Here is a 14,491-nt window from a genome sequence, read left to right as displayed (position 1 = left end):
ATTCGTTCTTATCTTTTTGCATGACATATAAAAAAGGCGCTCCATTGAGCGCCTTTAAACTTCAATCGGTATTACTCACTCACAGTTTCTTCTGTTTGTGGTGCTGGTTTATCAGCGAATACCTGGGTTGGCTTTGCAACGATGCTGCGGTTCTCTTGGTTCACGTCTGCTAGAACGATTTCCAATGTATCACCTAACTTGTATACCACTTCTTTATCGATAGAAATGGTACCGTTGTCGCCGTTACACTCAATTCTTTCTTTATTATCAAGAATCAAGCTACCAGGAATAAAGGCTGCTGCACCATTTTCGAGAAGTCGAACACGTGCTCCGGCACGATTAATATCGAAAATCTCACCTGTGAAACACGTTTGCTTGTTCGGCTCGTCTGCAAGAGTGCGTGCGTATAGCCAATCAGACACGTTTCGCTCGGCAATTTTGTGGTGTTTACGGTGTAGAGCTAGCTCTTCGCCCACTTCATCGTCTGGCTTTTGAACCGGTTCTTTGTTCAAAATCACAGCTTTCAGCATGCGGTGGTTGATCATGTCACCGTATTTACGAATTGGTGAAGTCCAAGTTGCGTAGATATCAAGACCCATTGCGTAGTGAGGAAGAGGTTGATTGCCCACTTCGCTGTACGTTTGGAACTTACGGATACGGTTATCTAGGTAAGAAGTCTCTTGCTCACCCAACCAACGGCGAAGCGCTGCGAAGCCTTCTAGTGTCGCGATAGATTCAGCAGTGAACTCTAGTGCGCCTTCTGGGTTTACAAGTTCAACTACTTCTTCAATCTTCTCTGCTTTGAAGCCAGCATGCGTATTGAATACACCCGTTTCGAACTTTTCACGTAGCGTACGACCCGCACAGATGTTTGCCGTGATCATAGATTCTTCAACTAGGCGGTTTGCGCTGCGACGCATGTCAGCATGGATTGCAACAACGTCGTTGTCTTCGCTTAGCTCGAAGCGGTAGTCAGGGCGATCTGGGAATACCACGGCATTCTTTTCACGCCATTCAGCACGAGCGCGAGAGAAGTCGAATAGGTCGCGTACGATAGTCGCGATCTCTTCCGACGGTTGCCATACGTCTGAACTGCCGTTTTCTAACCAGTCTGATACGTGATCGTAAGCTAGGCGAGCGTGTGATTTAATGTTCGCTGCAAAGAAGTTGATGTCATCACCAATCACGCCTTCTTTATTTACTGTCACTGTGCAGCAGATAGCGGGGCGGACTTCCCCTTCAATTAGAGAACATAGGTTGTCCGCTAGATCACGAGGTAGCATTGGGATGTTACGACCTGGTAAGTAGATAGTGTAGCCACGTTCACGCGCCACTTTATCCATATCATCTTCAGGTGTGATGTACGCTGTTGGGTCTGCGATTGCGATAGTCAGTTCGAAATCACCAGATTCTGTTTTCTTCGCGTAAAGTGCATCGTCCATATCTTTGGTTGATTCACCATCGATAGTTACGAAAGGAACATGCGTCATGTCTACGCGTTCTAGAGCGGCGTCGTCTTTCAGTTCCCAGTTCTCGATGCCTGCTGGCTCAGAGTTTGGTAGATCATTCTGAGCAAGCGTTACCCACCAAGGCGCGATCTTGTCGTTTGAATCGGTAATCTTCTCCGAAATTTCTACGAAGAAAGTGTTATCACCTTTAAGTGGGTGACGAATAAGATGCGCGACAACCCAGTCACCTTCAGCAAATTCGTCAGGTTTTAGACCTTTCTTTAGTTTTGCTTTAAGAGAAAGCTTTTTAAGCTGCGGGTGATCAGGAGCTACGTTTAGCTTGCCTTTGAACATTTTTACTCGACCAATAAAGCGAGTTACGGCTTGTTCTAGCAGTTCTTGTGGTTCTGCGACTTCACGTTCGTTTTCAGTGCGGATGATGGCAACGACTTTGTCGCCGTGCATGCACTTTTTCATGTACGCAGGTGGGATGAAGAAGCTGGTTTTGCTGTCCACTTCCAGGAAGCCAAAGCCTTTATCGGTTGCTTTGATTGAGCCTTCTTTTTTAGGCAGGTTTTCTTGGATTTGCTGCTTAAGCTGAGCTAATAGCGGGTTATCTTGAAACATCTTTTCTTAACTTACCGTTGGAATTGGGCACACTATAATCATTGCGCACTATTATTACTACCTAAAGCACAGAAATTCGCTGTGAATTATTGATGAATTGAACAGCTTGTTGGTGCTTTTCTCTCCGGAGAATGGGGGGAGAGGTGGAAATTTATGCGAATAATACCATTAGTGAGAATAAATTGTGATGTAATTCAATTTTTTCTAGCTTTTTTTATGCATTTAAGGAATAATCCGCCTCCCTTAGTCGTCCCTAATGGCTTATCGCGGTTGTGTACTGTACTAGCTCCTGTCTGAACGGATTTAGTAATTGGATGGATCAGTATCGAATTGGAAGAGCATATGGGACTGTTTTTTTGTTTAATTAAGTAGGATCCCAATGCAAGATTCTGTTATTCAATTCAGCGATTTATCTCTGAATGATTCTATCCTTTCTGCTCTAGACGGAATGGGTTTCGTGTCACCAACTCCAATTCAGGCTGCGGCAATCCCACACCTGTTGGAAGGTGCTGACGCGCTGGGTAAAGCACAGACGGGTACAGGTAAAACGGCGGCATTCTCTCTGCCTCTTCTAAACAAGCTTGATCTTGACCAACGTAAACCACAAGCAATCGTACTTGCTCCAACACGTGAGCTAGCGATTCAGGTTGCGGCTGAGATGAAGAACCTTGGTAAAAACATCAAGGGTCTTAAAGTTTTAGAAATCTACGGTGGTGCATCTATCGTAGATCAAATGCGTGCACTTAAAAACGGTGCACACGTAGTAGTTGGTACTCCTGGTCGTGTACAAGACCTTATCAACCGTGAACGTCTGCATCTAGACGAAGTTAGCACTTTCGTACTTGATGAAGCGGACGAAATGCTAAACATGGGTTTCGTGGACGACGTAACTGCAATCATGGAGCACGCTCCAGAATCTGCACAGCGCGTTCTTTTCTCTGCAACTATGCCTCCAATGCTTAAAAACATTGTTGAGCGTTTCCTACGTGATCCTGTAACTATCGACGTTGCTGGTAAAAACCACACTGTAGACAAAGTTCAACAACAGTTCTGGGTAGTGAAGGGTGTAGAGAAAGATGAAGCTATGTCTCGTCTTCTTGAAACTGAAGAAACTGACGCGTCAATCGTATTCGTACGTACTCGTCAAGACACTGAGCGTCTAGCTGATTGGCTATCTGCACGTGGCTTTAAAGCTGCTGCACTACACGGTGATATTCCTCAGTCTCTACGTGAACGTACTGTTGATCACATCAAACAAGGTGTTATCGATATCCTAGTTGCAACTGACGTTGTTGCACGTGGTCTTGATGTTCCACGTATTACTCACGTATTTAACTACGACATCCCATTCGATGTTGAGTCTTACATCCACCGCATCGGTCGTACTGGTCGTGCTGGACGTAAAGGTAAAGCGATCCTTCTAGTTCGCACTAACCAAATCCGTATGCTTCGCACTATCGAGCGCGTAACTAAGTCATCTATGGAAGAAATCCAACTTCCTCTACGTGACCAAGTTGCAGAAGCTCGTCTAAACAAGCTAGCGGCTGAACTGGAAGCAGAGAAAGAGCACAAAGCTCTAGACAAGTTCGCAGAGCTTGTTGAGAAGCTACAAACTTCTCTAGAAATCGACCCAACAATGCTTGCTGCAATGCTTCTTAAGCGTCAGCAAGGTAAACGCCCGCTATTTTACATTGGCGAAGACCCAATGATTGAAGCGATTGAGCGTGACAAGCAACGTCGTAAAGAGCGCCGTGAAGGTGGTCGTGACGGTGGTCGCAACTTCAACAACCAAGACTGGGATACTTACCAGCTTCAAGTTGGTCGCGAGCAAGGCGTTCAAGTTAAAGACATCGTTGGTGCTCTTGCAAACGAACTAGGTCTAGGTAAAGGCTCTATCGGTGCAATCAAGCTAGCACAAGGTCACACATTCGTTCAGCTACCTAAAGCAATGACTTCAGATGCTGCGAACAAGCTAAGCAAGCTACGTATCCGTCAACAAGATGTTGGTGCTGTAGTATGTGACTTCGATGACTTCCGTGAGTCTCGTGGTGGTCGCCGTGACGGTGGTCGTCGCGATGGCGGTCGTCGTGATGGCGGCGGTTACCGTGGCAACCGTGATGGTAACCGCGAAGGTGGTCGTCGTGAAGGTGGTCGTCGCGAAGGTGGCTTCCGTGGTAACCGTGACGGCAACCGCGATGGTAACCGTGAAGGTGGCGAACGTCGTTTCGATCGTAACCGTGGTGGTGACCACCGTGGTGCACACCGTGGTGAACGTGGTCACGGTCGTGGTCGTCGCTCACAAGAAGCATAATACCTGCACACTATTGCATTAAAAAATAGTTGAATTTGAAAGCCGAGCAGTTAGCTCGGCTTTTTTGTCCCTGCTCATCCATTCCCAATTCATTCAAAAAAATTCGTAATATTTTTGCTTTATTCTTCATTTATTGACGTTTTTAAGTGTCTGGTTCCACTTTAGTTGAATGAGTCGATATATTTCATGGTTCAAATAAATTTTAAACTTGCGGTAGATCAATAAAATTTACGCAAACGAACAACTAACTCTAAAAGATAGTTGAAAGATTAAAAAATTATTGAATAATAGAAGGCACAAACAAGAAGTACGCAGCGCGGAAGCGCAATTACAACCTCTGCTCCACAACAGGAAACTATTTCATGTCTAATTCGTTTGTACTGGTGATCAACTCTGGTAGCTCATCACTAAAATTTGCAGTAATCGACTCTCAATCTGGCGATGCTGTGCTAAGTGGTCTGGGCGAATGCTTTGGTCTATCAGACGCTCGTATGAGCTGGAAATTCAACGGTGAGAAATTTGAGTACGCTATTCAAGGCGATGAGAATCACCATCAACTTGCAGTAGCAAAACTAGTTGAGTTAGTAAAAGAGTACAAATTAATTGAAGATGTTGTTGCTGTTGGTCACCGAGTGGTTCACGGCGGTGAGAAGTTTACCAAAACAGTCCGTTTAGATGAGTCTGTTATTGCAGACGTAGAAGCGCTAAGTGATTTGGCTCCTCTACATAACCTTGCTCATGCGATTGGTATGCGTGCTTCAATGGCGGCATTCCCTGAGCTACCTCAGTTTGCTGTGTTTGATACTGCTTTCCACCAAACAATGCCTGCAAAAGCTTACACTGGTGCAATTGCGAAAGAGCTTTACTCGGACTTCGGCATCCGTCGTTACGGTTTCCACGGCACTAGCCACTACTTTGTAAGTCGCGAAGCTGCGAAGATGATTAACAAGCCGGTTGAAGAATCGAGCTTCATCTCTGTTCACCTTGGTAACGGTGCTTCTGTTTGTGCAATCAACAACGGCGAATCTGTAGATACGTCTATGGGTTTCACGCCACTGTCTGGTCTAATGATGGGTACACGTTGTGGTGACCTTGACCCAGGCATCATTGAGTACCTACTGAAGAAAGGTTGGTCTCAAGAGAAAGTGTTCAACTCATTGAACAAAGCTTCTGGCTTCTTAGGTGTTTCTGGTCTAACAAGCGATGCACGCGGTATTTTGGAAGCGATGGAAGAAGGTCACGAAGGCGCTGCTCTAGCATTCCAAGTATTCACATACCGTGTGTCTAAATACATCGCGTCTTACCTTGCTGCTCTTGATTCATTCGACGGCATCATCTTCACTGGCGGTATTGGCGAAAACTCTATGCCAATTCGTCGCGAAATCCTAAACAACCTAAAACTTCTAGGTTTTGTTGAAGATGTGAAAGGTAATGAAGATGCACGATTTGGTAACGCAGGTGTTGTTGCTACATCTGAGTTACTTGGTGCGAAAGCGCTAGTTATTCCTACCAATGAAGAGTGGGTTATCGCTCAACAATCGGTGGAACTGCTGTAAAACGGCAAAAATTTTGGGAACTAAGTCAAAGCCCTTTCCGGTTGGAAAGGGCTTTTTTCGTCTTGGAGAGAGGCGAGTAACGATTTTATCGATACTGTTACTCCTCATTCCCTTGGTAGTTTAAGTATTGAATGCACAGCTCATGGAAAGCTTTAGCTTGAGGCGATATTGTTCGGTCCGTTAAGGTAAAGATTCCCACCTGCCTTTTCAAAGGTGGATCAATAAGCGGAATCCAAACTAATCGAGTTTCATTGGTTGGGAACGCTAACTTTGGCAAGGTGGTGACACCAATACCGAGCTCAAGGACTGAGAACAAAGACGTGATGTTTTCAACAGAATACAAAGCTTGTTCACTTAACGCGCGCGCAGGAGTGGGATCGAGTAGGGTGCAAGTTCCGTTGCGAATAAAAGGTTGCTCTAACAGCGTTTGCCACTCAATACCTTCCGGATGCTGAGCGATAGGGTTATCCTTCAAACACACCACACCAATGGGGTCAGAGATTAACGGGGTAAACTCGATACCGCCTTCGTCCAAGTGTGATGGGTTACCCAACGCTAAATCCACTTCGCCTGATAACAAACGCGCTTCGACGCCAGCGGCGTTATCATCAATTAGGCTGACTTCTACATTCGGGTATCGTTCACAGAATGCGCCGAGCACACTGGGAATCAGCTTGGCAGCAACAGAAGGAACGCTGGCGATGCGTACCCGCCCTTGCTGCCCTGCGGCGGCGGCTTTCAAGTCATTATCCAGTGCGTTATAGATGTTGAGAAACTGAATGATCTTAGGCAGGCAGATCTCGCCGAAAGGTGTGAGTTTGGATTTATTTCCAGATTCAAATAGGCTCTGACCAAGTATCTTTTCTAGTTCTTTTATGGATGTCGACAGTGCTGCTTGAGAGCGATTTGCTCTATGTGAAGCGGCTCGAAAGCCACCTTCCTCGACCACCATCACAAAATGCTTTAATTGTTGAAGCTTGATACTCACGGCGAAACCTCTGCAATCCCTTTATTTACCTTAGTTTTAATAAGGTGATAGATTTCTCTTATCAAATGTAAAAAATTTACCGTTCGATTTATCGCCTGTCAATGTGCAGTATTTAACTATCTTGAAACAAGGTTGTTACAAAGGTTGAGAGGCACGTGAATACTTCTACGAAAAAATACCCAGTCAAAACTGCATTGTTTGCCTCTAAAGCGCCGCTTGAATGGGCAATTATTAACAATGGCACGTTATACACCGCGCAAATCCCGATTGATGATACCGGAGCTGTCGTGGAAGGCGGTATCGAAGCGCAAACTCGTCAAACCTTTAATAATCTCGTTCACACGCTGGAGTGTGCAGGGGAGTCTTTAGATTCTGTTCTGCAAGTGCTGATTTATGTGACGGATCGTGAGTACTTAAAAACGGTTAACCAAGTCTACGCTGAGTATTTTGACGCACCTTACCCTAATCGTGCCGCTATGGTTGTGGCAGGACTAGCGCGTGAAGAGATGCTGGTGGAGTTTGTGGTGTACGCATCAGCGAGTCAACCAGAGTAAAGAATAATAATCAAAGCCTCATCACCGGGCTTTGTCAGTGAGATCAGTGAGCTGGTGGCGATCACCAGACGTCAGGAAGAATAAGGACAGAGCAATGACTTTTATCAATAATGTTCAAGCAGAGAAATCTCTCTACATTGCAGGCGAATGGCAATCTGGTATTAATACGGTTGCGAACATTAACCCTTCAGACATCAGTGAGAGTTTAGGCGATTTTGCTCAAGCGAGTGAAGGTCAAGTAGAACAAGCCATTCAAGCCGCGAAAGTTGCGCAGCCAGAGTGGGAAAAAACGCCGATTGAGCGCAAACAAGCGGTTTTGCAGGCGATTGGTGATGAGCTGATTGCTCGTTGTGATGAGCTTGGTACGCTGCTTTCACGTGAAGAAGGCAAGCCTTTTGCTGAAGGTCGCGGTGAAATCTACCGTGCTGGTCAATTCTTCCAATATTTCGCGGCGGAAGTGTTGCGTCAAATTGGCGATAACGCAGCTTCTGTCCGTCCAGGCGTTTCCGTAGAGGTCACTCGTGAAGCCGTCGGCGTTATCGCCATTATCTCTCCTTGGAATTTCCCAACCGCAACGGCTGCATGGAAAATCGCACCAGCGCTTGCTTTCGGCAACAGCGTTGTGTGGAAGCCCGCTAACCTAACGCCTGCTAGTGCGGTTGCACTGACTGAGATTATTCATCGTCAAGGATTACCAGCAGGCACGTTCAACCTTGTGTTGGGCAGTGGCTCGCAAGTGGGTAACACGCTTATCAACTCGAAAGACGTAAATGGTGTGAGCTTTACTGGCTCTGTTGATACCGGACGCAAAGTAGCGGCAGCAACGGCACCGAATTTTGTTCGTTGCCAGTTAGAGATGGGCAGTAAGAACGCACTTGTGGTTGCTGATGATGCAGACATTCAAATCGCCGTTGAAGCGACCATTGCAGGCTCTTTCTCTGGCGCAGGTCAGAAGTGTACCGCGTCTTCTCGTTTAGTCGTCATGGATGGCATTCACGATGCTTACGTGGAAGCACTGATCAAACGAATGAGCGAGCTTAAAGTCGGTCACGCTTTAGAAGATGGGGTTTTTATGGGACCTGTTGTTGATGGAAACCAACTGAATGCCAACTTCGAATGGATTGAGAAAGCTCGTCAAAGTGGTGCTGAGTTAGCATTTGGTGGCGAGCGCTTGAGCTTAGAGCATGACGGTTTCTACATGTCGCCAACCCTTTTCCTCAATACGCAAAACAGTTGGGAAGTGAACCAAGAAGAAGTGTTTGCGCCAATGGCAAGTGTGATTCGAGTTTCTGACTTGGATGAAGCCATTGCTGTAGCAAACGATACTCGCTTTGGCTTGACGGGCGGCATCATCACGCAAAGCCTCCGTAATAGCGCCATCTTCAAACAACAAGCTCAAACTGGCTGTGTCATGGTCAACCTACCAACCGCAGGAACGGATTATCACGTGCCGTTTGGTGGTCGTAAAGAGTCGAGCTTTGGTCCACGCGAGCAAGGTCAATACGCAAAAGAATTCTACACCGTGGTGAAAACCGCTTATCAACGTCCTTACTAAGTGAAATAGGGCAGCCGAGCATTCCGCTGCCCAACCTTAAAGGCTCATTAACGTTTAAGGAGTGGTTATGTACCAACAACGGATTGTGATTGATGGATTGCAGTACTGCAATTGGGATCGAGAATACTTCCAAACGCTGAAGGCGAGCGGTATTACGGCTGTGCATGCAACGATTGTTTATCATGAGAATGCACGCGAGACATTAACTCGCTTTGCCGAATGGAACCTGAGATTCGAACAAAATGCAGACCTGATTATGCCTATTTACTCGATGGCTGACGTCGAGAAAGCAAAGGCAGAGGGTAAGGTTGGCGTCTTTTTTGGTGCGCAGAATTGCTCCCCAATTGACGATGAAATCGGCTTAATAGAAGTCATGCGTCGCCAAGGTTTGTTGATTATGCAGCTGACATACAACAACCAAAGCTTGCTGGCGACAGGGTGTTATGAGCAGAACGATTCTGGAGTCACGCGCTTTGGTAAACAAGCCATCGAAGAGATGAACCGTGTCGGGATGATCATCGATATGTCCCACAGTGCTGAGCGTTCAACGTTGGAAGCAATTGACCTTTCTTCACGTCCCATTTGTATCAGTCACGCGAACCCAACATTTGCTCATGATGCTCTGCGTAACAAATCGAACAATGTCATTAAAGCGCTTACCGAACGTGGCGGCTTGATTGGCTTTAGTCTTTACCCATTCCATCTTCCAAACGGAAGCCAATGCACATTAGAAGATTTCTGCCAAATGGTCGCGAAAACGGCTGACCTGTTCGGTGTGGATCATTTAGGCATAGGCAGTGATCTTTGTTTAAACCAACCACAGCAAGTGCTTGAGTGGATGCGCAACGGTCGTTGGTCCAAAGCAATGGACTATGGTGAAGGCTCCGCTAGTAATGCGGGGTGGCCTGATGCTTTGCCTTGGTTTAGTGGCAGTAAAGGGATGGAGAACATTTACAACGGCTTAATGCGTCATGGATTCAGTGAATCCGAGGCAGGAAAAATCCTGGGTGAGAACTGGTTTAACTTCCTTAAAGAAGGGCTGGAGGCGAGCTAGGTCGTAACCCAAATAAACATGGAATAGCTCGCTCAAAAAATAATAACAAGGCGAGTGTTAAAGTCACTTTTTGTAGCCGTTATGGCAGCTGCAATAAACCTCTGGAGTCAGAGTATGTCTGATCTAACCAATAGCATGAAAGCTTCAACGATGAGCGTGTCATCAAAGAAGCAACAAGCAAAACACAACGACACTTCAGCAACGGAAAATTCACCGGATAAGTTAGGGTTAAGTAACCCGGCACTTTGGTATAGCGGTGGCTTTATTGCCTTGTTCGTAGCTATCGCGCTTTACGATGGAGAGTTGCTATCAACGTTAGTTAATACGGGATTTGCGTGGTCAGTAAAAGTCTTCGGTCCGTACTGGCAGATACTGCTTCTTCTCACTTTTCTTATTGGTCTTGGCTTGGCTGCAGGGCGAACAGGCAAGGTGATTTTAGGCGGAACAATGAAGCCTGAAATGGATGGTTTTCGTTGGATGGCAATCATCTTCTGTACGCTTTTAGCAGGTGGTGGCGTCTTTTGGGCGGCGGCAGAGCCTATCGCGCACTACGTGAGTCCTCCACCTTTGTATGGTCCGCAAGACAATCCTCAGCAAGGTGCCATTAATGCGTTGTCACAGTCGTTTATGCACTGGGGTTTTCTCGCGTGGGCTATTGTTGGCAGCTTAACGTCTATCGTGGTCATGCATTTACACTACGATAAAGGACTGCCGTTAAAACCTCGTATCTTGCTTTATCCAGTGCTGGGTGAGCGAGCGCTAAAAGGTCAAACGGGTGCGCTGATTGACGCATGTTGCATCATCGCCGTAGCGGCTGGAACCATTGGACCGATTGGGTTCCTAGGTTTACAGGTTAGCTACGCGTTAAATGCATTGTTTGATATCCCTGATGGCTTTACCACACAGTTGATCATCATCTTATTTGCGATTGTGTTGTACACCGTATCAGCTTTAAGTGGCTTAAACCGCGGGATGCAAATGCTGAGTCGTTACAACGTGATTCTCGCGTTAGTGTTGATGGTTTATATCCTTCTATTTGGTCCAACAGATTTTATCTTCAATGGTTATATTCAAGGCGTGGGTACCATGCTGGATAACTTTATCCCAATGGCAACTTACCGTGGTGATGAAGGTTGGTTGAGCTGGTGGACAGTATTCTTCTGGGGCTGGTTCTTGGGCTACGGACCGATGATGGCGATCTTCATTGCACGTATCTCTCGTGGTCGCAGTATTCGTCAAATTATCTCGACGATCAGCATTGTTGCTCCGCTTACTACGTGTTTTTGGTTCACCATTGTTGGTGGCTCTGGCTTAGCGTTTGAAATTGCGAACCCAGGCAGTGTGAGTGCAGCATTTGAAGGCTTCAATTTACCGGGCGCGTTACTCGCAGTGACTCAACAACTGCCAATGCCGCTACTTGTTTCAATCTTGTTCTTGATTTTGACCACGATCTTCATCGTTACTACTGGTGACTCAATGACGTACACCATCAGTGTTGTGATCAGTGGTGAGACAGAACCAAATGCGATTATTCGTACTTTCTGGGGAGTGGCTATGGGTATCACGGCGTTGATTCTCATCTCACTTGGCTCTGGTGGTATATCAGCCCTGCAATCCTTCATCGTGATTACAGCCGTTCCAGTGTCATTAATTCTGTTACCGTCACTTTGGAATGCACCGCAGATCGCTATGAAGATGGCGAAAGAGCAAGGGCTATAACAACGGTTATAACAAAAAGATCAAACCCAATAACGTGGCGCTTGTGTGGGTGATTCCTCCCCACACCCGCACAAGCCCTTATTCTTACAATAAAAAATAGGTGGTGAGCAAAATGGATGCACATCGTTCTACTTACACTGAAACAACACTTCGCAACGCTGCAATTGTGATGGCGCCAGACAGGCTAGGGGCTATGCACCAAAATCGAATCAGCTTTGTACGAAGCTTGATCCGAAAAATGGCGAGTCAGGAATGGCGAGTGAGCAAGCATGAGTGGCAATTGTGTCCACGCGGTTTTGGTCATGTGATTTACAAATTAGCGACGCCGGAACACGTTTATCACTTGGTTGTATTTTGCGATGAAATTGCTGATGAAGAGCGTAATGACCGAGTCATTGCTGAAAAATGGGACGTAACCTTTGCGCTGGTCAAAGGTGAAGTTAATGTTGAGTTGTTAGAGCAACTTCGAGCCAATGTGCCTTTGCAAGAAGCGGGGCGCAATCCAAACAACGTGCTTGTTCTTGCTCGTGCGAATAAGAGTGTTCGTGTGTTTGAACACATTGTGAATGCGCTTTCTAAAGGTGAGCAGCCAGAGCCTTCGGAACTAGCAGAAGTGGGTTACATCCTAAGAACCACCGCCGTTTATGGTAACGGTAAATTTGGTATTGCCGATTTTAAACTGCTGGAGAACAACCCTGATTTCAACCAGTCGTTCAGTGCACAAATGTGTGCCGTTTATATGCTGCGTGAATTCAGTTTAGATTGGGTTCATTACCTTGCTGCGAAAAAAGGCGGAGATAATGCAGTTGCACTTCACAAAGGCCTGCAGCGCTATCTTGGTGTGGGGAATGCAACTGGTTTGGGTATGGCGCCATATTTAATCAACCATCCATGTATTGTCGACCAATGGATGACATCACGTGAGCGTGCTATTGCCAATGTGCTTGCCATGCCATGTGAATCTACCGAGTTAGAGCTGCCGTTAAAAGCCCTGCTTAAAAAAGCACAGCGACACTTAGAGCAAGTGATAACAATCAATGAACATCAAGATCAGCTTAATCATCAAGCGATTGCGGATCTCCAAGCGCTACAAATTAACTTAAATGCTTTGATGGCAGAGCACTCGAATTGGGCAAGCTTGATCAAACAAACCACAACCATGAGTTTGGAAGCCCAAGAAATCCTAACTTCATGTTTGATCGAGCTTTACCCGTCTTTGGTTGATGAATTTGAAAACCAAATGAACACCGATGAGTCACTCTCTATTCCTGGTGGTAAAAGCGTTCAAGATGTTTTGCAAATACTAGAGAGCAAATACCGTTGGTCAATCGATGCCGACTACACGTTACCAGAGAACAACTATTGGTTCTGGTATCGCTCACAAGACAAAGAAGAACCGAGACTAGGCATTCGTGGGGAAGAAATCGGTGAAGAACGTGAGTTGCCACTCGATATAGGGCGACAAGTAAACCGCCTCTACCATGCGCTGCAAACGTGCCAGCCAGAAACATCGTTGGCGGAGTTCTTACTGCAGCATCCGCAGTATCGTGCAATCACTCGTCGTGTATGGACGCTCGGCAATCGAGAAATGGGCGATATCCAGATGAATGTACTACGTGAAGACGCGCTACCGATGCATCTACTACGCTGTAAATTAGCAATCTTTGGTGCGACTAAATTTGATCCGCGTTCAGACCGATGGGTGCGCGTGACCTTTTTCCAAGGCGCACCATTGCTTGATGAGATTCAGGACCCGCGTTTCAGCGATACGTGGATTTTCCCAACCATGCCAGAGCGTGAAGAAATCGCGCAAAGCGACAATCAAAAAATCAGTGGAGGTTTTGCATTATGATCGTCTCGCATAACGAGCTGGTAGCAGCAGTAAACAAAGCTTTTCTTGGTATGCGCCGTCATTGCGGTGAAGCTGATGTGATTGCCAATATGGTTGCGGATCTGCAAATGGTGGGCTTGCACGGGGTGCGTCACTTTAACAACGCCAGCCTGTTTCTCAACTTAGATTCAGATTGTGCGGTTAGCATTACGAGTAACACCGACTCTCATATCGAAGTCGAGTTACACAATGGCAGTATCGCCTGTCATTTACCTGCGGTGTTGGATTTTGCGCTTGAGAAAATGGTCAGCAGCAAGAGCGTTACTATCACACTGAAGCAATGCCACAATCGCTGGTTAGCATTTAGTGAGCTAGTGAGACTCTCTGCCAAAGGCATTGCGTGCCGTGCTCAGTGGGTTAATGGCACTAGTCCAAAGCGAACCTTGTATGTGTTAAACCGTGGGCGGGTTGCACCAGAGGTATTCTTTTCTGATCAGATTGAAGACAACAGTACCGATTATCACAGTATGACGATAGAGCTTGCCGTAACGGATTTTGATATCGAAGCAAGTTCACAAGGTTACGCAATTCATATTGATGGAGATGAACTGAATCGTGCACAGAAAACGTCGTGGGAAGAGGGTATCTTTGTTGAAGACGCAGAATGGGAAGCTCTTAAACAAACTGCCACAGTCTTCCTTGTTGAGAACAGTGAACGCTCGGTACAAGGCGCGGGCGAGTTAGTGTAGCGCAACCAAAACGGCATCATTGGGAATAGACAGAGAGGTAGCTGAATGCTGCCTCTTTTCGTTTAAGAATAAAGCAGGATTATGATTCTCAACTACGCT

At 46.3% G+C, this 14,491-nt stretch carries 10 protein-coding genes; 8 read left to right on the top strand and 2 right to left on the bottom strand.

Annotation, left to right across the window (positions count from 1 at the left end):
- Positions 1-71 precede the first annotated feature (71 nt).
- Complete coding sequence (gene rnb, locus AACR11_RS24905; RefSeq protein ID WP_029790692.1) at positions 72-2,075, bottom strand: exoribonuclease II; 2,004 nt, start codon at positions 2,073-2,075, stop codon at positions 72-74.
- A gap of 379 nt (positions 2,076-2,454) precedes the next feature.
- On the opposite strand from rnb, the gene AACR11_RS24900 reads away from it, so the two are divergent.
- A complete protein-coding gene (locus tag AACR11_RS24900; RefSeq protein WP_009696353.1) occupies positions 2,455-4,386 on the top strand; it encodes a DEAD/DEAH box helicase in 1,932 nt (643 codons plus the stop codon).
- Positions 4,387-4,748: 362 nt separating this feature from the next.
- On the top strand, positions 4,749-5,942 hold the full coding sequence (locus AACR11_RS24895) for an acetate/propionate family kinase (protein WP_009696351.1): 1,194 nt from the start codon (positions 4,749-4,751) through the stop codon (positions 5,940-5,942).
- Positions 5,943-6,039: 97 nt separating this feature from the next.
- On the opposite strand, the gene AACR11_RS24890 is transcribed toward AACR11_RS24895, so the two are convergent.
- Positions 6,040-6,930: a LysR family transcriptional regulator gene (locus AACR11_RS24890; protein ID WP_005450182.1), complete on the bottom strand. Its 891-nt coding sequence runs from the start codon at positions 6,928-6,930 to the stop codon at positions 6,040-6,042.
- Positions 6,931-7,085: 155 nt separating this feature from the next.
- Between AACR11_RS24890 and AACR11_RS24885 the strand changes: the two genes are divergently transcribed.
- The 6 genes from AACR11_RS24885 (at position 7,086) to AACR11_RS24860 (ending at position 14,392) form a co-directional block, all read left to right on the top strand.
- On the top strand, positions 7,086-7,484 hold the full coding sequence (locus tag AACR11_RS24885) for a RidA family protein (protein ID WP_029790694.1): 399 nt from the start codon (positions 7,086-7,088) through the stop codon (positions 7,482-7,484).
- A gap of 94 nt (positions 7,485-7,578) precedes the next feature.
- Positions 7,579-9,039, top strand: a complete 1,461-nt coding sequence (locus tag AACR11_RS24880) for an aldehyde dehydrogenase family protein (RefSeq protein ID WP_029790695.1) — start codon at positions 7,579-7,581, stop codon at positions 9,037-9,039.
- A 67-nt stretch (positions 9,040-9,106) separates the two neighbouring features.
- Positions 9,107-10,093 carry a membrane dipeptidase gene (locus AACR11_RS24875; protein ID WP_029790696.1) on the top strand — a complete coding sequence of 329 codons (987 nt, stop codon included), beginning with the start codon at positions 9,107-9,109 and terminating at the stop codon, positions 10,091-10,093.
- 150 nt (positions 10,094-10,243) lie between these two features.
- Positions 10,244-11,812: a BCCT family transporter gene (locus tag AACR11_RS24870; RefSeq protein WP_408642795.1), complete on the top strand. Its 1,569-nt coding sequence runs from the start codon at positions 10,244-10,246 to the stop codon at positions 11,810-11,812.
- Between the two features lie 112 nt (positions 11,813-11,924).
- Positions 11,925-13,664 (top strand): hypothetical protein, encoded by a 1,740-nt coding sequence (locus AACR11_RS24865; RefSeq protein ID WP_029790698.1) that lies wholly within the window; start codon positions 11,925-11,927, stop codon positions 13,662-13,664.
- Positions 13,661-14,392, top strand: a complete 732-nt coding sequence (locus tag AACR11_RS24860) for a DUF3726 domain-containing protein (protein ID WP_029790699.1) — start codon at positions 13,661-13,663, stop codon at positions 14,390-14,392. The genes AACR11_RS24865 and AACR11_RS24860 overlap by 4 nt, the downstream gene beginning before the upstream one ends.
- Positions 14,393-14,491 lie beyond the last annotated feature (99 nt).

The organism is Vibrio sp. L85, assembly GCF_963871815.1.
Taxonomy (GTDB): Bacteria; Pseudomonadota; Gammaproteobacteria; order Enterobacterales; family Vibrionaceae; genus Vibrio; species Vibrio harveyi.
This window is presented reverse-complemented; position numbering and strand designations above follow the sequence as displayed.

Excerpts from the sequence above, each read along its gene's own strand:
- rnb (WP_029790692.1), bottom strand. The coding sequence starts at position 2,075 with ATGTTTCAAGATAACCCGCTATTAGCTCAGCTTAAGCAGCAAATCCAA.
- AACR11_RS24900 (WP_009696353.1), top strand. The coding sequence starts at position 2,455 with ATGCAAGATTCTGTTATTCAATTCAGCGATTTATCTCTGAATGATTCT.
- AACR11_RS24895 (WP_009696351.1), top strand. The coding sequence starts at position 4,749 with ATGTCTAATTCGTTTGTACTGGTGATCAACTCTGGTAGCTCATCACTA.
- AACR11_RS24880 (WP_029790695.1), top strand. The coding sequence starts at position 7,579 with ATGACTTTTATCAATAATGTTCAAGCAGAGAAATCTCTCTACATTGCA.
- AACR11_RS24875 (WP_029790696.1), top strand. The coding sequence starts at position 9,107 with ATGTACCAACAACGGATTGTGATTGATGGATTGCAGTACTGCAATTGG.
- AACR11_RS24870 (WP_408642795.1), top strand. The coding sequence starts at position 10,244 with ATGAGCGTGTCATCAAAGAAGCAACAAGCAAAACACAACGACACTTCA.
- AACR11_RS24865 (WP_029790698.1), top strand. The coding sequence starts at position 11,925 with ATGGATGCACATCGTTCTACTTACACTGAAACAACACTTCGCAACGCT.
- AACR11_RS24860 (WP_029790699.1), top strand. The coding sequence starts at position 13,661 with ATGATCGTCTCGCATAACGAGCTGGTAGCAGCAGTAAACAAAGCTTTT.